The organism is Janthinobacterium sp. SUN206 (genome assembly GCF_030587305.1).
Lineage (GTDB): Bacteria > Pseudomonadota > Gammaproteobacteria > Burkholderiales > Burkholderiaceae_D > Janthinobacterium > Janthinobacterium kumbetense.
The window spans coordinates 683,091-706,010 of the sequence record NZ_JAPWIB010000001.1; the positions used below are offsets into that span (position 1 = coordinate 683,091).

At 64.3% G+C, this 22,920-nt stretch carries 23 protein-coding genes; 5 read left to right on the plus strand and 18 right to left on the minus strand.

Translation table 11 applies throughout. The features are described from left to right. Positions 1–3: 3 nt before the first annotated feature. Positions 4–2,271, minus strand: coding sequence for a heavy metal translocating P-type ATPase (locus O3300_RS02835; RefSeq protein ID WP_305051959.1), 2,268 nt, complete (start codon positions 2,269–2,271; stop codon positions 4–6). A 99-nt stretch (positions 2,272–2,370) separates the two neighbouring features. On the opposite strand from O3300_RS02835, the gene cadR reads away from it, so the two are divergent. After that, complete coding sequence (cadR, locus tag O3300_RS02840; protein WP_034787498.1) at positions 2,371–2,802, plus strand: Cd(II)/Pb(II)-responsive transcriptional regulator; 432 nt, start codon at positions 2,371–2,373, stop codon at positions 2,800–2,802. Between the two features lie 10 nt (positions 2,803–2,812). Beyond that, positions 2,813–3,895 (plus strand): hypothetical protein, encoded by a 1,083-nt coding sequence (locus O3300_RS02845; protein WP_305051960.1) that lies wholly within the window; start codon positions 2,813–2,815, stop codon positions 3,893–3,895. On the opposite strand, the gene O3300_RS02850 is transcribed toward O3300_RS02845, so the two are convergent. From O3300_RS02850 to O3300_RS02880, 7 genes are all read right to left on the minus strand, one after another. Further along, positions 3,892–5,442 (minus strand): methyl-accepting chemotaxis protein, encoded by a 1,551-nt coding sequence (locus O3300_RS02850; RefSeq protein ID WP_305051961.1) that lies wholly within the window; start codon positions 5,440–5,442, stop codon positions 3,892–3,894. The two genes, O3300_RS02845 and O3300_RS02850, sit on opposite strands and share 4 nt — an antisense overlap. A 60-nt stretch (positions 5,443–5,502) precedes the next feature. After that, positions 5,503–5,970, minus strand: coding sequence for a cache domain-containing protein (locus O3300_RS02855; protein WP_328572601.1), 468 nt, complete (start codon positions 5,968–5,970; stop codon positions 5,503–5,505). A 240-nt stretch (positions 5,971–6,210) separates the two neighbouring features. Next, positions 6,211–6,648, minus strand: coding sequence for a hypothetical protein (locus O3300_RS02860; RefSeq protein ID WP_305051962.1), 438 nt, complete (start codon positions 6,646–6,648; stop codon positions 6,211–6,213). Positions 6,649–6,661: 13 nt separating this feature from the next. Then, entirely contained in the window at positions 6,662–7,042 is a 381-nt protein-coding gene (locus O3300_RS02865; protein WP_305051963.1) for a hypothetical protein, read from the minus strand. A 103-nt stretch (positions 7,043–7,145) separates the two neighbouring features. Continuing rightward, complete coding sequence (locus O3300_RS02870) at positions 7,146–7,697, minus strand: DUF4142 domain-containing protein (protein WP_305051964.1); 552 nt, start codon at positions 7,695–7,697, stop codon at positions 7,146–7,148. A gap of 100 nt (positions 7,698–7,797) precedes the next feature. After that, complete coding sequence (locus O3300_RS02875; RefSeq protein WP_099667982.1) at positions 7,798–8,451, minus strand: SMI1/KNR4 family protein; 654 nt, start codon at positions 8,449–8,451, stop codon at positions 7,798–7,800. Next, on the minus strand, positions 8,448–8,855 hold the full coding sequence (locus O3300_RS02880) for a MerR family transcriptional regulator (RefSeq protein ID WP_305051965.1): 408 nt from the start codon (positions 8,853–8,855) through the stop codon (positions 8,448–8,450). Before O3300_RS02880 ends, O3300_RS02875 begins: the two co-directional genes overlap by 4 nt. A gap of 71 nt (positions 8,856–8,926) precedes the next feature. Here O3300_RS02880 and O3300_RS02885 point away from each other — a divergent pair, with 71 nt between their 5' ends. After that, complete coding sequence (locus tag O3300_RS02885) at positions 8,927–9,721, plus strand: SDR family oxidoreductase (RefSeq protein ID WP_305051966.1); 795 nt, start codon at positions 8,927–8,929, stop codon at positions 9,719–9,721. A gap of 3 nt (positions 9,722–9,724) precedes the next feature. Here O3300_RS02885 and O3300_RS02890 read toward each other — a convergent pair whose 3' ends face one another. The 7 genes from O3300_RS02890 to O3300_RS02920 form a co-directional block, all read right to left on the minus strand. Beyond that, the gene (locus O3300_RS02890) at positions 9,725–11,032 is read right to left on the minus strand and encodes an NRAMP family divalent metal transporter (protein WP_305051967.1); all 1,308 of its coding nucleotides are present in this window, start codon (positions 11,030–11,032) and stop codon (positions 9,725–9,727) included. Continuing rightward, a complete protein-coding gene (locus O3300_RS02895; RefSeq protein ID WP_305051968.1) occupies positions 11,033–11,809 on the minus strand; it encodes a class I SAM-dependent methyltransferase in 777 nt (258 codons plus the stop codon). A 59-nt stretch (positions 11,810–11,868) separates the two neighbouring features. Next, complete coding sequence (locus O3300_RS02900) at positions 11,869–13,878, minus strand: c-type cytochrome (protein WP_369812280.1); 2,010 nt, start codon at positions 13,876–13,878, stop codon at positions 11,869–11,871. A gap of 221 nt (positions 13,879–14,099) precedes the next feature. After that, the gene (locus O3300_RS02905) at positions 14,100–15,299 is read right to left on the minus strand and encodes an FAD-dependent monooxygenase (protein WP_305051969.1); all 1,200 of its coding nucleotides are present in this window, start codon (positions 15,297–15,299) and stop codon (positions 14,100–14,102) included. After that, positions 15,296–15,808, minus strand: a complete 513-nt coding sequence (locus tag O3300_RS02910; protein ID WP_099667977.1) for a MarR family winged helix-turn-helix transcriptional regulator — start codon at positions 15,806–15,808, stop codon at positions 15,296–15,298. Before O3300_RS02910 ends, O3300_RS02905 begins: the two co-directional genes overlap by 4 nt. After that, the gene (locus O3300_RS02915; RefSeq protein ID WP_305051970.1) at positions 15,801–17,150 is read right to left on the minus strand and encodes an MFS transporter; all 1,350 of its coding nucleotides are present in this window, start codon (positions 17,148–17,150) and stop codon (positions 15,801–15,803) included. Before O3300_RS02915 ends, O3300_RS02910 begins: the two co-directional genes overlap by 8 nt. A 130-nt stretch (positions 17,151–17,280) precedes the next feature. Continuing rightward, entirely contained in the window at positions 17,281–18,189 is a 909-nt protein-coding gene (locus O3300_RS02920) for a LysR family transcriptional regulator (protein ID WP_289914858.1), read from the minus strand. Positions 18,190–18,290: 101 nt separating this feature from the next. Between O3300_RS02920 and O3300_RS02925 the strand changes: the two genes are divergently transcribed. Further along, a complete protein-coding gene (locus tag O3300_RS02925; protein WP_305051971.1) occupies positions 18,291–19,736 on the plus strand; it encodes an amidase in 1,446 nt (481 codons plus the stop codon). A gap of 9 nt (positions 19,737–19,745) precedes the next feature. Here O3300_RS02925 and O3300_RS02930 read toward each other — a convergent pair whose 3' ends face one another. After that, positions 19,746–20,168 carry a DUF2061 domain-containing protein gene (locus tag O3300_RS02930; RefSeq protein WP_305051972.1) on the minus strand — a complete coding sequence of 141 codons (423 nt, stop codon included), beginning with the start codon at positions 20,166–20,168 and terminating at the stop codon, positions 19,746–19,748. A 164-nt stretch (positions 20,169–20,332) separates the two neighbouring features. Continuing rightward, positions 20,333–20,731, minus strand: coding sequence for a nuclear transport factor 2 family protein (locus tag O3300_RS02935; protein WP_305051973.1), 399 nt, complete (start codon positions 20,729–20,731; stop codon positions 20,333–20,335). Positions 20,732–20,823: 92 nt separating this feature from the next. Between O3300_RS02935 and O3300_RS02940 the strand changes: the two genes are divergently transcribed. After that, entirely contained in the window at positions 20,824–21,408 is a 585-nt protein-coding gene (locus tag O3300_RS02940; RefSeq protein ID WP_305051974.1) for a TetR family transcriptional regulator, read from the plus strand. A gap of 36 nt (positions 21,409–21,444) precedes the next feature. Here the strand turns inward: O3300_RS02940 and O3300_RS02945 are convergent, their stop codons facing one another. Next, complete coding sequence (locus O3300_RS02945; protein WP_305051975.1) at positions 21,445–22,824, minus strand: chitinase; 1,380 nt, start codon at positions 22,822–22,824, stop codon at positions 21,445–21,447. Positions 22,825–22,920: the final 96 nt, after the last annotated feature.

Consider the following 22,920-nt stretch of genomic DNA (forward strand, 5'->3'; position numbering starts at 1 on the left):
GGACTATGTCTGCTTGCTATTGCGCAACAATCTCAAACCGTTGGCCACCACCAGCAGGCTGGCGCCCACGTCGGCAAACACGGCCATCCACAGGGTCGCCATGCCGGCCAGCGCCAGGCCGAAGAACACGGCCTTGATGCCGATGGCAAAGCTGATGTTTTGCACGAGGATGCTGCGCGTGCGCTGGCTCAGGCTGATGAACTCGGGCAATTTACCCAGTTCATCGTCCATCAGGGCCACGTCCGCCGTTTCGATGGCCGTGTCGCTGCCGGCCGCGCCCATGGCAAAGCCGATGTCGGCCTGCGCCAGGGCGGGGGCGTCGTTGACACCGTCGCCCAGCATGGCGACAACGCCGAATTGCTGCTGCAAGGCCTTGATCTCGTCGAGCTTGTTTTCCGGCAGCAGTTCCGCCTTGACCAGGCTGACGCCGACTTCATCGCCGATGCGCTGCGCCGTCAGCAGATTGTCGCCCGTCAGCATCACGGTGGTCACGCCCAGCGCATTCAATCTGGAGATGGCGGACGCCGCCGTGGGGCGCAGCACGTCGGCCACGGCGATGACGCCCAGCGCGCCGGCCGAGGTGGCCAGCACCATGGCCGTGTAGGCTTGCTGTTCCAGCCGCGCCAGGATCGCTTGCAGCTCCGGCGTCAGGGCGTTCAATTCCGTCATCAGGCGCGCATTGCCCAGGTAATACGTTTGTCCATCGATGCTGCCGCGCACGCCGCGCCCATGCAGGGCGGCAAACTGGGTGACGGGCAAGTGGCTGCTCGCTGGCGGGCCCGCCTTGACGATGGCGGCGGCCAGCGGGTGGGCGGAATTGGCGTCCAGGCTGGCGGCCAGCAGCAGGATGGCGTCGCGGTCGCTGCCCTCCAGGGCCACCACGTCCGTGACGGCCGGTTTGCCCATGGTCAAGGTGCCCGTCTTGTCGACGGCGATGGCCTTGATGCGGTAACCCGTTTCCAGGAATTGCCCGCCTTTCACCAGTATGCCGCGCCGCGCGGCCGCCGTCAGGCCGCTGACCACGGTGACGGGCGTGGAAATGACGAGCGCGCACGGGCAGGCGATCACCAGCATCACCAGCGCCTTGTAGATCCAGGCCATGAAGGGCGCGCCGAAGAGCAGCGGCGGCAGCACGGCCACGAGGATGGCGAAGACGACGACAGCGGGCGTGTAATAGCGGGCGAAATTGTCGACAAAGCGCTGCGTGGGCGCCTGTTTCCCCTGGGTTTCCTCGATCACCTTGACGATTTTCGCCAGGGTGCTGTTGCCGCTGTTGGCCGTCACGGTGACGTCGAGCAAGCCTCGTTCATTGATGGTGCCCGCATACACGACGTCGCCCACGGCCTTGTCCACCGGCATGCTTTCACCCGTGATCGGCGCCTGGTTGACGGACGATACGCCGCTTTGCACGATGCCGTCGAGGGCGATGCGCTCGCCCGGCTTGACGCGCATCAACGTACCGATGGCCACCGTGGCAACGTTCACCTGGCTCCAGGCGCCGCTGGCGTCGGCAACGGTCGCCGTATCGGGCGCCAGCTGCATCAGGCTTTGCACGGCGTTGCGCGCGCGGTTCAAGGACAAGCCTTCGATCAGCTCGGCAATGGCGAACAGGAAGATGACCATGGCCGCTTCCGGCCACTGGCCGATGGCGATGGCGCCGAACACCGCTAGGCTCATCAGGAAATTGATGTTCAGGGTGAACGTTTTCAGGGCGATCCAACCCTTTTTCAGGGTCGGCCAGCCGCCCGTGGCGATCGACAGCAGGGCCAGGGCGATGACGAGGGGCGAACTGTCCGCATGCGTGGTCCACGCCAGCGCTTCGGCGCCCGCCGCCGCCAGGCCGGAGACGACCAGCAAGCCCTTTTGCATGCCGCTCAGGCTGCCTTCATCCGGGTTATGCGAAACGGCGGCGTCCGCCTCCATGGGAATGGCTTGCATGCCGATGCCGTGCAGGGCCGCTTCCACCGTGGCCAGTGTAGGCAGGGTGTGGTGCACGTCGAGCACGCGGTTCATCAGGTTGAAATCGAGGCCCACGACGCCGGCCATGGTGGCCAGCTTGTTGCGGATCAAGCGCTCTTCCGTGGGGCAATCCATGTTGGCGATGCGGTATTTGGCCGTGTTGGCGCCGGCGATGGCGGCGCTGGGCAGCGCAGGAGCGGACGCGGCGGCAGGCGTGGACGAGCACGCATGCTGGCTGGAACAGCAACTGGCCGCCTTGGGCGCAGGGCTGGGTTCGTGCGCATGGGTATGGTTATGGCTATCGTGCGGCATCGCATCGTCCTTCCGGTTTCGTGTATGCTTCCATTAGAAACCCTGTAGCGGCTACAGGGTCAAGCGGAATTTGCATGTTGGAATGAAAAAGGGGATGCCATGCGTATCGGAGAATTGGCCAAACGGACAGATTGTGACGTGGAAACCGTACGTTACTATGAAAAGGCGGGCTTGCTGCAGGAACCAGGGCGCAACAGCGCCGGCTACCGCGAGTACCGGGAAGAACACCAGGAACGGCTGCAATTCATCCGCCATTGCCGTTCGCTGCAGATCGGCTTGACGGATATCCGCGCCTTGCTGGAATTTAAGAACAACCCGGCAGAAGGCTGTCAAAGCGTCAATGAATTGCTCGACCACCATATCCTGCGCATTGCCGAACAAATGGCGAACCTGCAAACCTTGCAGCAGCAACTGGTGACTCTGCGCCACCAGTGCGACCAACCGCAGCCGTCGCAAGACTGCGCCATCCTGCAAAACCTGTCCGAGGCGGCCAGCGGCCACGACTGCGCCTGCCACACCGAACTTCATTGACGATTGCTGCATGCTGAAACTATTGCCTAAAAAAACTTTATTGACCTTATCCCTGCTGTCGCCGCTGAGCCATGCCGCCGATGCGCCGCCCGCAGCCGGACACTACCTGACCCTGTACGCCGTGCCCGGCGTGCCGCAAGACGATGACCCGTACACCTGGAGCACGGCCGGCGGCAAGCAGCTGGCGAAAGGCGTGACGAAGGCCGATGGCCGCGCCTATCTCAAGGGCGAAGAGGGCGAGGAAAACTATGTGCTGAAAACCGTCAGCATGCGCTGGCAGCTGAAGGTGCCGGCCAAGTGCTGGCAGGGCGCGCCGGAGGCCTTCCTGGACTGCGTGCAACTGGCCAAGACCACGAGCCGCTATGACGAAGAGCAAGAGGCGCTCAAGCTGGCGGAGCAGCAGAAGGAAGCCAGGATGCAGGCCAGGATCGCCGCCTACGCGGTGGAGGCCCGTGCCAACGACGATGCGCTGGCCTGGCTGGGGCGTTTGCCTGCGAGCTGGACCCTGGAAGGGTATGGCAAGCGCCTGCTGGGCATCGGCGACAAGATCGCCAGATACATCGCCGACGAAGTCCCGCAGGACGGGCCCGATGCGCGCCAGTTCGTCTGCCGCGCACCGGCCGACTACGGCCCCGTGCCGGACCAGGCCTTTGTGGAAGCGTGGATGGCATTGCCGGATGACGCGCGCAAGGTGCGTGCCGGCCCGCCCTGGGATGCGCTGGCGGCGGCAGGCGGGAAGGGCAACTGGATGGCCCGCCTGGAACTGTATTACGCCTTGTCCGGCGTCAATGTCAGCGAATTGAGCTTGCTGGAACAGTACCGCATCGTGCAATTGATGGAATGGCTGCACAAGAAGAAGGTGGGCGGCCTGTACAGCTACTTCAGCGCCGCCATTCCGGCTACGCCAGGCAGCAACTACCATGCCGCCTGGCGCAGGCAAGACCAGGTTTTCCTGTATTCAGCCCTGCTGGGTGATTATCATCAGCAATACCGCATGGGCAATGTCTTGCTGCGGGACGCGGACCCCGCGCTGGTCGGGACAGGCAAGGCCATGCAAGCCTGCGCCCGGGCCGCCATGCCGCACCGGCGCTAAGGCGCCAGCAACGGCGCGCCGCCTTCGCCCAGGCGGAAGGCGTCGACCACGCGCAATAGATCATGCGCCTGGTCCTGCATGCTTTGCGCGGCGGCGGCCGACTGTTCGACGAGGGCGGCATTGCGCTGGGTCAATTCGTCCATTTCCGTGATGGCGTTGTTGACTTCCTCGATGCCCTTGCTCTGGCGCTGGCTGGCCGCCGTGATGTCGTTCATGATTTCCGTCACTTGCTGGACGGAGGCGACGATATCGCCCATGGTGCGCCCGGCGCTGTCGGCCAGCTCGCTGCCCGTTTCTATCCTGGCCACGGAATCCTCGATCAATTGCTTGATTTCGCGCGCCGCCGTGGCCGAGCGCTGCGCCAGGCCACGCACTTCCGTGGCGACGACGGCAAAGCCGCGTCCCTGTTCGCCCGCGCGCGCCGCTTCCACGGCCGCGTTCAAGGCGAGGATATTGGTTTGGAAGGCAATGCCGTCGATGACGGCGATGATATCGACGATGCGCCCGGAACTGGCCTTGATCGAGCCCATCGTCTCGACCACCTGGCCCACGACGCGGCCGCCCTCGAGCGCCACGTTCGATGTCGACAGCACCATCTGGTTGGCCTGGTGCGCATGGCTGGCGTTTTCGCGCACGGTATCCGTCAAGGCATGCATGGACGACGCCGTTTCCTGCAAGGAATGGGCTTGCGATTCCGTGCGGGCCGACAAGTCCGCATTGCCCAGCGCGATTTCGCTCGCTTCCACCGTGATGGTGGAGCCTGCCTGGCGGATGTCGCCCAATAAAGTATTCCAGTTTTTCAGCACCGTGGCCAGGGCCCGCGCCAACTTGCCCACCTCGTCGTCGCCCCGGGCGTCGATGCGCGTGGTCAAGTCGCCGGCGGCCAGCGATTCGGCGGCGCGGCAAGCTTCGTCGATGGGGCCCACCACGGAGCGCGCCACCCAGGTGGCGATCAGGGCCAGCAGGGCAAAGCCGATGGCCATGGCGCCCAGCGACAGCCAGCCGGCGCGCTGGCCCGCATTCTTGGTATCCTGCAAGGCATCGACAGTGCGGTGGTCGAGATTGAGCAGCACCTGGCGCAACTGTCCGCGCACTTGCTGGTAATGCGTGGCGGCATTTTGCATCGCCGCCACGCCCGTATTCGGGTCCATGGACGCCAAGTCCAGCGCCTGCGCCACGCTGGCACGGTAGCGTTCGACACCCGGCAGCGCCTGGCCCGCTTCCGTGGCGGCGCCCGAGAATGTCTGCAATTGCTTCAATCCTTGCGCAATGGCGTTCAGCTGGCCATCCGTTTGCGCGCCGAATTGCTTGAACTGCTCATCCGACAGGCTGGCCGCGATGGCGATCTTCGCATACACGTCGGCGTGCACCTGGCCCAGGGCAATAGCTTGCTGGTTCGCAAGCCGCTCGGCCGTCAGGGTGACGTCTTTCAGTTCGCGCATGCGCTGCTCGTTCTGCTGCATGGCGAAATAGGACAAGGCCCCCATGGCCAGCAGGCAAGCCAGCGCGACCACCGGGACGATCAACATCTTCTGTGCGATTTTCATCGGAGCCCCTATCGTCAAGAGAGCGGACAACCATCCCGGCGCCGGCGGCGCGGCGGCTGGCTACAGGTAGATGCCGCCGCAGACGACGGTCTCGGCCAGCTTTTCGCAATACATCACCTTCGGCTCGATCTTCTTGGTTTCCGGATTCGTGAATTTGTATTCCTGCCAGAACGTGCCCTTGCTCTTGGCCAAGTCGACGCGCTCCTTGACGAAGGCCTTGCCATCGATATCTTTCAGGTCGATCAAGTTCTTGCCCACCATTTTCGGGTTGGCGCCATGCGCGGCGACCGTGCCGTCGAGCTTGTACACGACCAGGTACAGGTCGTGCAGGATGAATTGCGGGGACTTGGCCGTGATTTCGCCATACGCCTTGGCGTCGCCGGCGCTCTTGATGTAGGCCACGCCTTTCTTGACCATGGCTTCGGCGTCGGCGCGCGTGGCGCCGCCCTCGGCAGCGCTGGCGACACCGGGCAAGGTGGCGGCGGCAAGCATGAGCGACAAACACATGGCAGGGGCGAACTTGGGCATGAGAATCTCCTTCACATTGCAGCTGGGGGAAGCCGGCGGGGGAACCGGCGCGGTAAGGCGGCGCCTATCGAAGTGCCGACGGCTCATGGTAGCGCGATGCCAGTGGGCATGCGCTGGTGCAACAGATATTTTTTCAGACGGGCGTTTTTGCAACGGCGCGTGCACATTGCCGCAATGGATATTTCATAGGGGAAAGGAGGGCGCAGCCTATCGTGTCGATAGTGTGGCGCGTGCGCCGCGCTACCAGCTGGCCGGGTCTTCCGCCGCCGCGCGCGCCAGGTCGTCGCGCCAGTCTTGCCGCACCAGGCGGTAGATATCGGCAAAGAACGCGCGCGGGTCGTGCATTTCGTCCCACAGGGCCGGCAGCGCATGCGTGCTTTCCGGGTCATGTTCGAGGATGGCCTGGAAATCGTAATCAGGGTCTTGCAAGGCCTGCGCCAGCACGGCCGCCAGCGCATGGCGGTGGCGGTAGCTGAGTTCCTTGTATTGCGACGTGATGTCGCGCCGTATCAACGCCGCGCGCTGGGCAGGATCGTTCATGTCCCAGGCATCCAGTTCCACGCCCAGGGTTTCTTCGCGGTCATACACGTCGAAGGGACCGAGGAAATGGTGCAAGGTGGGAAGGTAGGGGGCGTCGCTCCAGGGGCCGCGCAACCCCTTTTGTTTCAGTTCTTGCATGATGATTTTCCGTTCACGCGCACTCAGGCAAGGTCCAGCCTTCATACCCCAGGTCGGTCGGGTAGATGGCGCGGTTCTGGCCCCAGTGGGCGTGGTCGAGGATGCCGTCTTCATGCATGTCCAGCACCCATTCCGTGCTTTCCAGCATGGTGCCATCCTTGTGGTACACGCGGAAGAAGGTGGACGTGCTGAACGCGCGCACGATGTTGTTCGGCACGCCGTTGCCGTAGTGCGGCACATAGGTCTTGATCACGCACGTGCCCTGGTCATTCCACTGCTGGGCATACACGGTGGCATTGCGCGCCGCGCTCACCTTGATGAAGAGCCAGCCTGCCAGCAGGATGAGGAGCAGGAAGGCGGCGGCGATCAAGCCGGTTTTCTTGAGTAGCTGCATGAGGTCATGGCATGGCCGAAAACGAAGTTGCCGCATTGTATGTCAAGAGCAGAAATACTTGCTGTACAGCACGTACTGCAAGTATTTCCCCGCGTATGGCCGTCTATTTCGCCAATGCCGCGTGCAGCGCATGCGCCATTTCCAGGTGATGTTGCAACGCTGGCAAGGTCTTGGCGGCAAAGGCCTTAATGTCGGGATCGCTCGCCTTCTGGCTGGCATCCGTGAACAGTTTCACGGCTTCCTTGTGCGCCGCCACGCCGATGGTGGCCGCATATTCCCTGTCGAAGGCCTGGCCTTCCAGGCGGCCCAGCCGGTCGATCTGCGCCTTGTGTTTCGCACCGGGCTGGTCGCTGACCTCGATCTGCTTGCTGCTGGCCAGTTGCTTCAGCGTGTCGGCCACTGTCGTGTGGGCGGTAACCATGGCGTCGGCGAATTGCTTCACTTCCCCATTGCTGCTCTTGCTTTGCGCCACCTTGCTGGCGGCGATTTCCGTGCTGCCCGCATCGGCGGCCTTGCTGAGGAATCGCTTGTCGTACGCGCCCGGCGCGGCGGCGGCAATGCTGTTGATGGCGATGCCGCTCAACAGCGCCACGGCCGCGCCGATGACCACGCTTTTCAGGGAAGGGGTACGGGAACTGGTGGTGGAGATAGGCATGGGAAATCCTTTCAACTATGGCGTTTTATGCAAGCTGATGACAATATTAAGCCCTCAGCCTGCGCACACCCATAGGACAGGCACGGCCATGCCCGTAGGACTAGTCCTGTTCGTTAGCGCACAATTCGACTTGTTTAATAGCAAATAAAGCGGCGATGCCCGCATCGCGGCGCCAGGCGGGCATACCGATATCGAGCCACTGCGCCATCGCTTCCAGGTGCGAGGGTTCCGAAACGCTGTGTTCGAGTTCCTCCAGCACCGTGTCGCGGTCGATATACAGGCTGTCCAGCCAGGCGTCGAACGAGGGCGCCAGTTCCATCAGGCCGTGGGCGCGCTTGCCCGTCCACTCCGGCAATTCCTGCACATAGGCCAGCACCCGGCCGCCGCCTTCTTCCGTCAAGTCCAGGTAGAGCATGGAATTGCCGCCATCGCGGGCGAACGGCAGGATGCGCACCGGCATGTCCGCATGCTGGCGCGCGGCACGGATTTCGCCGACCAGGGTTTCATCGCAGAAATCGCCTTCGTCGGCGCTGAAAAAGGTATTGAAGCCCATTTTTTCCACGCCGCCATTGCCGTCCGGCACATCGCACGTGTAATCGAACCAGGCGCCGTTGGCAACCCGCAAGAACGCCAGGAAGGCGGGCGGCAAGGGCGCTTCCAGCAAGGTTTCGATGGCGGCGATCTGCTGCGCCGTGGGGGCAGGCTTGGCGCCCTCGAGCGCCAGGTGGCGGTACTGCGTGTAATGGTTGCTCATTGAGTCTCCTTGTCGTTATTCTTGTTCATATGCACTGGCGCCGCATCGTCGCAACCCGTCTCCACCTTGGCCAGTGCATCGACGAGGCCGGCGCGCAGCACGGCCATCGAACGGGCCTTGTCATCGATCTGGGCAATTTTCGTTTCCAGCATGGTCCGTTTGGTCTGCGCATCGAGCGCGTTTTCTTGCCAGACAGCAATGACTTCGGCGATTTCCTTCAAGGTAAAGCCCAGCGCCTTGGCGTGGCCGATCAGCTCGATGCGCCGCAACGCTTGCGCCGAGTATTCCTTGTAGTTATTCGTCACGCCCGGCTGCGGCGCTTCCTCCAGCAAGCCCTGGCGCTCGTAAAAGCGCACCGTATCCTTGCTGACGCCCGTCAGGCGGGTGATTTCACCGATGCGCATAGTTTCTTCTTGACCGTGGACTAAAGTCTACAGTTTACATTAGAAATACTCTCAACTACGACACGTTTGCCATGCTCCCATACGACTACACCAACCAAACCGTGCTGATCACGGGCGCCTCGTCCGGCATCGGCCGCGTCTTTGCGGAAACCCTGGCCGCGCGCGGCGCGCACTTGCTGCTGCTGGCCCGTTCCGGCGCCGTGCTCGATGCGCTGGCGGCCGAACTGTCCCGGCGCCACGGCATCCGCGCGCACGCGCTGGTGGCCGACCTGGGCTTGCCCGGCGCCGCGCAAGACGCCCATGCACAGGCTTGCGCCTTGGGCATGCCGCCCGATGTACTGATCAATAACGCGGGATTCGCCACGCATGGCAGGTTCGAGAGCATCGACCTGGCGCGCCAGGCGGCCGAAGTGACCGTCAATTGCACGGCCCTCATGGAACTCACGCACTGCGCCTTGCCGCACATGCTGGCCCAGAGGCGGGGCGCCATCATCAACGTGGCGTCCACGGCGGCCCTGCAGCCCGATCCCTACATGGCGATCTACGGCGCCAGCAAGGCGTTCGTGCTGTCGTTCTCGGAAGCCCTGTGGGCGGAAAACCGCCAGCGCGGCGTGCGCGTGCTGGCCCTGTGCCCTGGCGCCACGGACACGGCCTTCTTCGACGTGGTGGCCGCGCCCGAGGCGGCCGTAGGCAAGCGCATGGCGCCGCAAGCCGTCGTCGATGAAGCGCTGCGCGCGCTGGACCGGGGCCGCAGCAGCCATGTGGCGGGCCGGCCGAACCGGCTGCTGGCCTGGCTGCCGCGCCTGCTGCCCCGCCAGACCGTGCTGGGCATCGTGGAAGGCATGCTCAAGCCGAAGACGGCCTAGGCTTCAAAACGCCATGGTGGCAAACATGGCCAGCACGGCCGTTGCCATGACGATGGTCGACAGCCAGCCCAGCGCCCGCAGGCGTCTTGATATGGTGAGCGTGCCCATGATGGCGGGGCGCGAGGCCATCACCATCATCAGGGCCATGATGGGCACGGAAATGACGCCATTGATGACGGCGCTCCAGTACAGGGCCTTGATGGGGTCGAGCGGTGTGAAGCACAGGGCGGCGCCGATCACGGTGGCCGTGACGATGATGCCGTAGAACTTCTTGGCGGCACGGGGCGCCAGTTCCAGGCTGTTTTTCCAGTGGAAGGCGCCCGCCATGGCGTAGGCGGCCGAGCCGGCCAGCACGGGAATGGCCAGCAAGCCCGTGCCGATGATGCCCAGGCTGAACAGGGCAAACGCGAACTCGCCGGCGATGGGGCGCAGGGCGGACGCCGCTTGCGCCGACGTGTCGATATGCGTGATGCCTTGCGCGCCCAGGGTGACGGCCGTCGTCAGCATGATGAAGAAGGCCACCAGGTTGGAAAAGCCCATGCCGATGGCCGTGTCCATCTTGATCCGCTGGAATTGCCGCGGCGCCTGTTCCGGCGCCCGGCGCAGGGCTTGCGCGCCGGCATCCGCCTGCAAGTCTTCCACTTCCTGCGACGCTTGCCAAAAGAACAGGTACGGGCTGATCGTCGTGCCGAACACGGCCACGATCATGGTCACCGAGGCGGCCGACCAGGCGAACTGGGGCCAGGCGGTGCGCAGCGCCACTTCGCCCCAGGGAATGTGCACGGTCAGCACGGTGGCCACATAGGCCAGCAAGCCCAGGGTCAGCCATTTCAGGATGCGTACATATTGTTGGTAGGGAATAAACACTTGCAGCAGCAGGGACAGCAGCCCGAAACCGACGGCGTACAGGTGGGTGGGACCGCCGATGATCAGGGTCAAGGCGTCGCCCATGGCGGCCACGTCGGCGGCGATATTGATGACATTGGCCAGCAGCAGCAAGCCGACGATGGCGTACAGCAAGGATTTCGGATAGTGGCGGCGGATATTCGTCGCCAGCCCGTGCCCGCTGACCCGGCCGATCTTGGCGCTGATCACCTGGATGCCCAGCATCAAAGGGAAGGTCAGGCAGACGGTCCACAGCATGCCGAAGCCGAACTGGGCGCCCGCCTGCGAATACGTGGCGATGCCGCTGGGGTCGTCGTCGGCCGCGCCCGTGATCAGGCCGGGGCCCAGCTTGCCCAGCCAGGTGTCGGACGGGGCCGCCGCCTGGCGGGCGGCCTGCTGCGGTTCTGTGTCTTGTTCACTAGACATCTATATGGCCTGTTTTTGTGCCACGAAGGCGGCCGTCCGGTAGGGCACGCTGATGCTGTCCCGCCCGCGCAAGGCCGGCTCCGACGCGACCAGCAGGCCAATCTCGTCATCGATGCGCTGGCGCGCCTGCGGCGGCAAGGCGGCGATAAAACTGGTGGAGCGCACGCGGTTGAACAGCACGTCTTCGGGCGATCCCGTGTGTTCCTGGGAAAAATGTGTTTCCTGCAAGGGTGAAAAACCCGCATGGGGGAAGGCCCGGCGCCAGGCGCCCGTGTAGTAGCGGGGCGTATCGCCTTCCGCCTGGTTGACGATGGTGTCCAGTCTTGCCACCCAGGGCACGCTGGCGTCGCGCAGATTCCACACGAGGCCCAGCCTGCCGCCCGGCTTGAGCACGCGCCAGATTTCATCGAGCGCCTCCGGGGTGGCGAACCAGTGAAACGCTTGCGCGCAGACCACGGCGTCGACCGAGGCGTCGGGCAGGGGAATGGCCGTTGCCGTACCCGCCAGCGCCTGGACTTGCGGCAAGGCCGCCGCCAGTCTTGCCAGCATGGCAGGCACGGGTTCCACGGCAATCACCGTGGCGCCCGTGTCCAGCAGGCGCGGCGTGAACTTGCCCGTGCCGGCGCCCAGGTCCAGCACGGTGGCGCCCGGCCCCAGACCCAGGCTATCCTGCAACCAGGCCGATAGCGCGGGCGGATAATCGGGCCGGCCCTTGACGTAGCTGGCGGCCGCCGTGGCATAACCGCCGGCTGCCGCGTGGTGGATGTTGCTGCTCATGCAAGACTCCTTGGCGTGGTCGTGGCATGAGCGTAGCAGATTACGAACGCGATGGGGCGTCAGTAGCGCGCATCCTTGGGCTTGCCGCCCTTCGGCCAATCCTTGACCTTGTCGGGGAAGTCCGGGCGCGGCATGTGCGTAAAATATTCGGCCACGTCGACGGCGTCCTGGTCGGACAGGTTGCCTTGCCCCAGCGGGAATTTCTGGCCGTGGCCCATCACCATGTTCGCCTTGACGAAGCCGGCCGCCGTGTAGGTGCGGGCCATGCCGGCGCCGATATTGAACGACCGGTCGCCCCACAGCGGCGGGAAAGCCACCACGCCGTTGGCGCCCCGGATGCCTTCGCCATTCGCGCCATGGCAGACGGCGCATTGCTCGGAATACACTTTTTTGCCATGCACGGGGTCAGGCAGCAGGTTGCGGTCGATCTTCGCCACGCCCCGTCCCGGCACCTTGTCGTTCGCCTGCGTGGCGCCCTTCATCCAGTCGATATAGGCGACCATGGCTTGCAGGTCGGGGCCGTCCACGGGCAGGGGCTTGCCGTGCATGGAGCGGCGGAAGCAGCCGTTGATGCGCTCGCCCAGGCTGATGACCTTGCCGGCGCGCGGCGCTTCCGCCGGGAAGAAGGCGGAAATGCCGAGGAAGGGCGAACCGTTGGCCACGGTGCCGCCATTCAGGTGGCAACTGCTGCAATTGAGGTCGTTGCCCACGTTTTGCGGCAGGCGCGCGCGCGTTTCCGTCATCAGCTGCATGCCGTGAATCAATTGATTAGCATTCGGATCGGCCGTCAGGGCGGCAAAGCGGGGCGTGACGAAGCCGCCCGCATCCGGCGCCTTGAGCTTGAGCTCCTTGCGCACCTTGGCGATGTGGGCGGGCGTGACGGGCGCGCCGTGGTTGCCCCACTTGCCGCGCACGAAGGTGAGGATTTCCGCCAGTTCCGTGTCGGACAGGCGGTCATATGCGGGCATGCCGAAGGAACGGGGCGACTGTTGCGTGACGGCCGACTGCCAGCCGGTCAATGCGATATGGATGACGGAGGTGGAGTCCTTCGACTGCACCGAATCATTCTGCGCCAGCGGCGGGAAGATGTTTTCCACGCCGCGGCCGTCGCGGCGGTGGCAGGTGGCGCAAAACTGCAGGTAGCCGAGGCCGCCGCGCGTGTTGTACAGCGCGTCGTTGCTGGCCGCGACAGCCGGCGCCGGTTTTGCCTGCGGCACTGCCGCGCCCGGCTTGGCCGGCAAGCCGTGCAGGTAGTGGGCCAGCGCATCGAGGTCGCCGTCCGTAAAGTATTGCGTGCTGTGCGTGATGACTTCCGTCATGCTGCCGGCCGCCGTGCCGAAGCTGTTGCGGCCCGTTTTCAGCAATTGCACGATGTCGGCCGGCGTCCACAGATTGCGCAAATTGACGGCATGCCAACCGTCGAAGGTGAAGCCGGACAGATAATGCTTGCCGCTGCCGCCATCCTGGCCCATGGTTTTTTCCTGGAAGGCCACGCCACGCGGCGTGTGGCACGAGCCGCAATGACCGAGCCCCTGGGCCAGATAGCTGCCCCGATTCCACATGGCCGACTTGGCGCTGTCGGGCTTGAATGGCGCGTCGTCGAGGAAGACGGCGTTCCACAGCGACAAGCCCCAGCGCATGCTGAACGGCCATTTCATGTCCGTCTCGCGGTTTTGCTGCGCCACGGGCGCCACGCCCCGTTGCAAATACGCGTACAGGGCCTGCATGTCGTCGGGCGTGATCTTCGCGTAGGAAGGGTAGGGCATGGCCGGATACAGATTGTGCCCGTCCGCCGCCACGCCCTTGCGCATGGCGCGGTCGAATTGCGCGAAGGTGTACGTGCCCAGGCCCGTCTTCGCATCCGGCGTGATATTCGTGCTGTAGATGGTGCCGAACGGCGTTTTCAATTCCAGGCCGCCAGCCATGGCGGCGCCGTTCGGGCTGGTGTGGCAGGCCACGCAGTCGCCCAGGCGGGCGACATACTCGCCGCGCTTGATCAGCTCGGCCGAGGCCATGGGCGCAGGTGCGGCCCAGGCGCTGGCGCAGCAGGCCAGCATGCCCAGGAGCATGACGACAAGCCGGCCAAACAGCGAGGGGGAGGAAGCAGGAGGGCGGCGCGAGCCGCGATGCAGGATGGAAATGACGTTCATGGTGACCCTTTATTATTCGGGCCAAGCTTACGCATTCCTTCCCAAGGCGAAAATTGGGAGTTTCTTTCGATCGACTAGGTAATTTTGCCTAGTGCATTGCGGCAACAATTCGTGTATGCCAACGCCCGCGCCCGCCTGCCTCAGGCCATGTATGCATACTCGGGCAGCGCGATGGCATCCGCCTTGGGCGTCAGGAACCTGGCCAGGATCGTCTTGATAATTGGCACGTTTGACATGCGCAACATCGCATGGCCGATGGCGATCCCCACGCGCGAGTGCGGCGAGGCCAGGCGAGGCGCGAAGGTGGGCACGCTTTGCGCCTGGTCAACATACGGGCGCATGATCGCTTCATACGCGGCAAAGGCTTGCGCGTGATCGTCGTGACGTCCCAGTTCTCCCGCCAGCACGTAGGCGCCGCACATGCCCAGGCTCGTGCCCATGCCGCTGATGGGCGAGGCGCAATAGGCAGCGTCGCCGACGAGGGCAATCCGTCCCTTCGACCAGCGCGGCATTTTGACCTGGGAAATCTGGTCGAAATACAGGTCGGTAGCGTCATCCAGGGCCGCCAGGATGCGCGGCGTCTCCCACTTCAGGGCGCCGAATTTCTGCTTCAGCAGGGTTTTTTGTTCGGCAATCGGCAGTTTTTCATAGCCGCTGGGCACTTCCTGGAACGACAGCAGGGCGCGCGTGGTGCCCAGGTTATCGGGACGCAGGCACACGCTCAAGCCGCCAGGGGCGTTGAACCAGCGCATCTGGCGTTCGTCGCCCGGCGCGCGCGGGATGGTGAAATAGGCCGTGTAGAGCTTGAACGAGCGGCGTCGGACTTCATCGCCGAACACGAGTTTGCGCGTATGCGAACCGACGCCTTCGGCGCCGATGACGAGATCGAACACTGCTTCGCCGCCCTGTTCGAAGCGCACCTTGACGCCATGGGGCAATTCTTCCAGCGCGGCGATGCTGTCGCCAAAGCGGTAGTCGACCGCGTCGCGGCCATGCCCGATCAGCAGCTTGGCCAGTTCCCCCCGCAAAATTTCCAGCTCGGCCACGGGACCGTTGCCGCCAAAGGCCCCGATGCCGAATTCCGCCTGCGTGCGGTCTTGCGCGTCGACAAACCGGAGTCCATCCTCATGCGTGGTCCTGGCGCGGATGGCGCTCTCGAGCCCCATGCGCTGCGCCACCAGCTTGCCTGCGCCGCGCACGTCGATCGTTTGTCCGCCATCGCGAAACTCGGGCGCCCGCTCGACAACGGTGACGTCCATGCCCAGGCGCGACAGCCAGTAAGCCAGGGTCGGGCCGGCGACGCTGGCCCCCGTGATCAGGATTTTTCGTTTGATCGTCATTTGATTTTCTTTTCTGCTGTGGTTGGCAAAGTGGTCTGGTAAACCGTGATCACTTGCTGGAGAAAGTGTTCTATCGTCGTCCGTTCGCCGGCGGACAGGCCGCTCAGCACCGCGTCCAGTCCGTTGAGCATCGGCGCGATATGCGTGTAGGTTTGCGCCACCGAGGCTGGCACGGGATGGACGAGCACGCGGCGCTTGTCGTCTTGCTGGCGTACGCGCGTCACGTGGCCGGCCCGTTCCAGGCGGTCGATGACGAGCGTCACGCCCGCGGTGGTGACGGCAAGGCGCGCGGCCAGTTCATTCGGAGACAAAGGACCGTGCGTGATCAATTGCTCCATCAGGGCCAAATCGGTCTGGTTGATGCCCATCGCGTTGCTCAGGTGCAATGCCGTTTCACGGGTCAGGATCGCGATATCCTGCAACTGGCGGCCGATGACATCGCCGGCGATGTGCATGCCGCGGGGATCGTCGGCCGCGAATGCTTGATTGTGTGTTGGCTGGTCATGCATGATTTACCTCAAGTTCAGATTTTGCAGCAGTGGGAAAGAAGAATGTCACGCCCATGAAGGCGATGAGTATGCCGGTTTGGATCGTCAATGCGGCGCTGAGCGCCCGGTCCGGCGTCAGGGCGGGATGCGCGGCAAAAAATGCGCCGCTGAACAGGGCCACGCCGATCGATGCGGCGATCGATTGCACGGCAGACAGCACGCCGGAACCGGAGCCGATCTGCTTGTTGTCCAGCGACGCCAGAATGATGCTGAACAAGGCTGCGATCACGAGGCCGGCGCCGATACCGCAAACCAGCATGCCGGGCACGACATGCCATGCAGAAAATACCGCCGTATTGCCCAGTTCAAATTGCAGCAGCGCCACGCCGGCAAGCTGGACACCGGCGCCCAGTTGCAGCACCTTGCGCCCGAAACGGGCCGCCAGGAAGGCGCCGCTCAGGGTGGCGCCGAATGCCGTGCCCACAGCGAATGGCAGATTGGCAATACTTGCTTCGCCCGCCGTCAATCCATGTCCAATTTGCAAGAAAAGCGTCAGCACCAGCTGCATGCCGACGAGCGAGCAAAAGAACAGGGCAATGCCGGCCAGCCCGGCCGTGTAGGCGGAGCGCTGGAAGATCGACGTCATGATGAGCGGCGTCTGCCCGGCGCGCACCATCGCGGACTGGCGCAGGCCGAACAGGCCGAAACCCAGCACGGCCATCGCCAGCATCGGCCATCCCCACGCCGGCCACGCTCCCGCCTCGCCCAGCGGCAAGACGAGGAATACGGATGACAGCACCAGCAGGCTGGCGCCGGGGACATCGATGTGGACGGAGCGGTCTCCCGGACGGTGGGGCAGGTAACGGCGCGCCACCAGGAAGCAGGCGATGCCGATCGGAATATTGATCAGGAACATGGCTCTCCAGCCCAGGCCGAACACGTTCGCTTCGAGCAACATCCCGCCCAGCACGGGGCCGAGTATGCCCGCCAGGCCCAGGATGGGGCCGAAGATGCCAAACACCTTGGCCAGGGCCGGTCCCTGGTAGTTTTCACGCAGCAAGCCCAAGCCTTGCGGCAACAGCATCGCGCCGGCCAGCCCTTGCAGCAGGCGAAAGACGATCAACAATGCGATGGTCGGCGCCACGGCGCACAACAGCGAAGCGATGGTAAAGGCGGCCAGGCCGTATAGAAACATGGCGCGCCGCCCGTAGCGGTCGCCCAGCCTGCCGCCGAGCACCAGGCCGGCGCCCAGTGCCAGCGCATAGCCGCCGATGACCCATTGCATCTGGGCGGAACTGGCGCCCAGCGACTCGATCAGGGCAGGTCCGCCGACGTTGACGATGGTGGATGCGGCAAGGTCCATGATCTCGGAAACGATCATGACCAGTAAAATGGGCCAGCGAGGCAGTGCAGCAGTCTTCATACAAATAAATAGCTAACTTAGTTAGTAATAAAGCGAGACAGTATACGGCCTGATGCTCTTTGTCAATGGCTCAAGCGGGCTTTTCGTTCCACGCCATGATGCGCTCGCGCAGCCAGCGGTGCGCCGGGTCCAGGTGCATGCGCTCGTGCCACACCATCGCCATCTCGTAATCGGGCAGGGTGACGGGCGGCTCCCACGTGCGCAGGTCGCCCAGGGCGTTTTTCAGCAGGCGCGACGGCAGCAGGGCCACCATGTCGGACGCCGCCAGCAGGGGAGGGACGATGAGGAAATGCGGCACGGACAGCACCACCTTGCGCGTCCGGCCCAGCGTTTCCAACGCCGTATCGACGTTGCTGCGGAAACCGCCGCCGTTGGGCGAGACGACGATGAATTCCAGCGCGCAGAACCGCTCGAGGTCGGGCGGCGCTTGCAGCAGCGGGTGGTCGCGGCGGCCCGCCAGCACATAATGTTCGGTGAACAGGGTGCGGTGGCGCAAGCCGGGCGGCGCTTCTTCCTGCGCCAAAAAGCCCAGGTCGACCTGGCCGTTTTCCAGCGCGTGCGCCATGCGCGCCGGCACGGCTTCGAACACGGCCATGCGCGACAGGGGCGCCTGCGCGCGCAGGGACGGCAGCATGGGCAGCAGAATCGCATACTCGGTGGCGTCGGCCGCCGCCAGGTTCCAGCGCACCTCGGCCGTGGCCGGGTCGAACGCCTGTTCCGGCTGCAAGACTTGCTCCAGCTGGGCCAGCACGGCTTGCAGCGGCGCGAACAGGGCCAGCGCCCGCGCCGTCGGCAACATACCGCGCGGGCCGGGCAACAGCAACGGATCGTCGAAGGCGGCGCGCAGCTTGCCCAGCTGCACGCTGACGGACGGCTGGCTCAGATGCAGCCGCGCCGCCGCCCGCGTGACGTTGCGTTCAATCAACAGGGCGTTCAGGGTCAGCAGCAGGTTCAAGTCCAGCTTGTGCAAATTGTTCATGACTATACCTCGTATATCAACTATTCATTTCCACTATGATAGCGCAAGCCCTAGAGTAGTTCCTGTGATATCCACTCTTCATCCATTACAGGAATAAACTGATGCAACTCCATGAATATACAAGCTTTGATGGTCTTGGACTGGCCCAGCTGCTGCGCGACGGCGACGTCTCGGCTGCCGAATTGCACGACGCGGCCGCGCGCGCCTGCGCCGCCGTCAACCCGCTGATCAATGCCGTGGTCGAGCTGTGGCTGGCGGATTTGACTGCCATCGACAGCACACTCAGCACTGCGCCGTTCGCCGGCGTGCCCTTCCTGATCAAGGACGTGGCCGTCACGATGGCGGGCCGCCGCAGCGAAGCGGGCAGCCGCCTGGGCGCCGGCCATGTCGCCGCATTTGACTCCCACCTGATGACGCAGTTCCGCGCAGCCGGCCTGGCGACGTTCGGCCGCACGAGCACGCCGGAAATGGCGTTTGCCACCACCACGGAACCCGTGCTCTACGGTGCCACGCGCAATCCCTGGAACTTGGCCTTGAGCGCGGGCGGCTCCAGCGGCGGCGCGGCGGCGGCCGTGGCGGCCGGCATCGTACCGCTGGCCCATGCTACGGATGCGGCCGGTTCCATCCGCGTACCGGCCGCCTCGACGGGCCTGTTCGGCTTGAAACCGAGCCGTGGCCGGGTCTCGAACGGCCCCGCCATGGATGAAATCTTCAGCGGGCTGGGCGTGCAGCTGGGCGTGAGCCGCACCGTGCGCGACAGCGCCGCCTTGCTCGATGCTGTGCAGGGCGTGATGGCAGGCGAACCGTACGTGACGAATCCGCCCGGCCACAGCTGGCTGTCGCAGGTGGGCGTGGCGCCGGGCAAGTTGCGCATCGGCGTGCAGCGCGCCGCCTGCAATGGCACCCGGCCCGTGCCCGCCATCGAAGCCGCGCTGGACGCCACCGTGCGCCTGCTGGAAAGCCTGGGCCACCACGTGGAAGAAGTGGCGCCCGCGCTGGGCGTGTCGTGGGAAGCGTTCGTGCACGCGAATGCCGGCATCTGGTGCGCCAACCTGGTGCCGTGGATCGATGGCCTGGCGCAGGAGAGCGGGCGCGGCGTGTCGCTGGAGACCCTGGAAGCGGCGACCCTGGCCTGTTACCGCCACGGCAAGACGGTCTCTGCGGTCGATTTCGTGGCGGCCCTCGACGTGCGCAACACGGTCACGCGCCACGCGGGCGCCTTGTTCGGCCAGTACGACGTGCTGCTGACGCCCACCTTGCCGGATATGCCGTGGCAACTGGGCCGCTATGGCGAAAAGGAGGAACAGCTTGACGGCATTGGCTGGACGGCGCGCCTGTTCGAACATTCGCCGTACACGCCGCTGGCGAACGTGGCGGGCTTGCCGGCCATGTCCGTGCCGCTGGGCATGTCAAATGAGGGGGTGCCGATCGGCATGCAGTTCATGGCCGGCTACGCCAAGGATGGCGTGCTGCTGCGCCTGGCTGGGCAGCTGGAGCGGGCGGCGCCGTGGCGGCAGCGTCGCCCATCCGTGTGGGCAGGGAATTAAGAAGGACGATTACAGGGCGGCGAGGCGGGCCGCGCCGCGGCTTTCCAGGCGAAAGCGGGCTTTTTCCCACAGCCGGTCGTGGAGGGGCAGGACGATCACATTGCAGATCGGCTCGACCACGGCCAGCAAGCCGCCGAAGGCCATGGACCCCGTGGCCCAGTACATGACGCCGAAGGCCACGCCCATGTGCAAGGTCGTCTGGCTGAGCTTTTCGCCGGCCAGGGCGGCAATGCCCAGGCGGCTGGCGGCGTAGCGGCGGCGGATCGCGTGCCAGGCTTTTTCATGCCACGGCAACAGGGCTACGTTGATGATCGGTTCGATGATCGCGGCCAAGCCACCGAGCGCCAGGGACCCCGTCAGCAAGTAGGCGAGGCCGAAGGCGATCGACATGTGCGTGCAGACCTGGCTGAATGTTTTGATGGCTGTGAACAAGGGATGCTCCTTTCTGTTGAATTCGCTTATCCTTGATTTAAATAGTAACGATTCTCATTTACAAAAGGAAGTAAAATATTTCAACCGAACCCATAGATTGAGGCTATGGTTTGAGAAATATCAATTGCCCCTGCTGCGCACACTTCCCGCAGCCGCCCTGGCCGTCAGCGTATCGCCGTCGCCTGCGACCACACGGCTTGCCAGCGCCCAGCGCGCCGCTCATAGCTATCGATATGCCAGTAGCGCGAGCGGGGCACGGCCTGGCCGGCGAAATGGATTTCAAGCTGGGCCTGGTAGCGCAGCACGGCAGCATCGCCATGCACGCGCACGGCGATCTCGCCCGGTTCCCAGCTCAGATAGCGCATGTGGCCCGCCGCGATGGCGCCCAGGTATTCTTCCCGGGACAGCAAGCCGCCGATGGGCGTGACCAGCTGAAAATCGTCAGCGTGCAGGGTGCGCGCCAGCGCCACGTCGCCGTCGACCAGCGCACGCAGGCGGCCGCGTTCGATGTCGCGCAATTGTTCCTGCATGGCCGCCTCGGAGCCAGGGTGCTGTTCTTGCATGATTCCATCCTTCGCTGTGGAGATTGACACTTTGACGTAATTTGTCCAAAAGCCATGTTGACACTATATATATAAAATGTCAATATGCCAGCATGTCACCCCACACCCTCAAGACCCAGCGCATACTCGACGCGGCCCTGGCCGTGTTTTGCCGCTATGGCTACCGCAAGACATCGATGCTCGACATCGCGCAGGCGGCCGATATGTCGCGCGCCGCGCTGTACCTGCACTTCAAGAACAAGGAAGACGTGTTCCGCGCCGGTTCCGAACGGGCCCATGCCACTGTCATGGCGCAAGTGGCAGCGGCGCTGGCCGAACCCGGCCCCGTCTTCACGCGCGTCGAAACGGCGTTGCTGGCATTCCAGCAAGGTTTGATGGCGGAAATTTCCGCCAGCGCCCATGGACAGGAATTGTTCGACGCCAATATGACCCTGGCCGCCGACATCACCTTGACGGCGCGGGCAACACTGGTGGCGTCGCTGGCCGGCGCGCTGGAACAGGCCGAGGCGGCGGGCGATATCGCGCTGCGCCGGGTGGACGCGACCGCCGCGCAGGTGGCCGGTTTGCTGGTGGCCACCATGGATGGTATCAAGCATGCGCAAGGAGGAGGGGAGGCGTTGCGCCAGGGCGTGGCGCTGCACATGCGCTTGCTGGGCGCGGCGCTGCTGCGCATGTGAGCGGCCAAGCTCGCATGCGCAGTCGGGCCTGGGCCGTTACGGCAGGGTTTTCAGCACATTCTTCGTCGGCACGGAGAAATTATAGTTGTCGTGGCGGTCCCAGTTGATCGACCACGTCATCACGCCGCGGAAGTCCGGATACGCCTGCAGCGGCTTGATGGTGCCGCAATTGAGCAGGCGCGTGAGGCAATTCAGGGCATTGCTGACGTCGGCATTCGTCGTAAAGCCCGAACCGGCCGAGCTGCGCCCCGACGGCACGCCGAAGCCCACCTGGTCCGGACGCAGGCCGGCAAAGGTATTGCCGCCATAATTGAACCCCTCGATCAGCATGCGCGCCGTGGCCACCAACTGGTCGGACGAACCCGCCTTGATGGCGCCCGTCGCGTACGGCGTGTAAATGTCGCCATTGTTGTAGTACTGCGGGTGCAGCACCGTCAGCTCGCTGCGCAAGGCGTTGATGATGGGAATGTAGGCGCCCCAGATGCTGCCATAGCTCGTGTATCCCCCTTCCACATACACCCATTCGGGCGCCATCGACAGGTAAAAGCTGCTGCCGACCTTGGTTTTCAGGTTTTTCACGGCGATCGGCAGATACGTCTGGATGGCCGCGCCTTGCGCCACGCCGTTTTCCAGGTCCAGGTCGATGCCGTCGAAACCATATTTCGTGATGATGGCGTACAGGCTGTTGGTGAAATTCGTCGCTTCGGCCGTGTTGCCGACGGAAACAGAACCGTTTTGCCCGCCCAGCGACAGGATGACTTTCTTGCCCTTGGCCCGCTTGGCCGCCACGTCGGCGATGAATTGCGCTTCCGTGCCCGCACCCGGATCGATGGTCAGGCTGACATTGCCGCCGCCCGCGTTGTCGCCGAACGAGACGACGATCACGTCCCAGTCATCGCTGACCTGGCTGATTGGATACGTGGCGCCGCTGGGGTTGGTGAAGTTGTGCCAGTAGCCGATCAGCGCGTGCTTGGCCAGGCCGGTGGGTGTTGGAGTCGGGGTAGGTGTCGGCGTTGGTGTTGGCGTCGGCGTCGGCGTCGGCGTTGGGGTGGGAGTCGGCGTAGGTGTCGGGGTAGGCGTGGGTGTCGGCGTTGGGGTAGGAGTCGGCGTCGGCGTGCCGCAGTCTCCCACCGCCGTCCAGGGCTGGCCGCTGCCGGAGCCGCCGCTGCTGGTCGACGGGTTATTACCCTGCGTCCACCAGTTGGCCGTGTAATTGACGTTGTTGTAACTGGCCTGGCCGCCGCCGTTGTAGGCGGTGCCGCTATTCCACGGCGTGTAGCAGGCCACTGCTGCGGTCGCGCCGGCCAGCAGCTGGCTCGCGCCGCCGCTGGATCCGTCGCCGCTGCCGCCGCCGCAGGCCGCCAGGGTGCCGCCGAAGAGGGTAAGGATGAGGGTATTCATGACTGTCCGGTTCATTGCATCTCCTTGTGTATTTTTTAGCATGGCCGGGCGGCTGGACACCGTCCGATTTTTCAGAGTGCAAGCATTGCAGGTGGTAGTCAACTGGTTTTA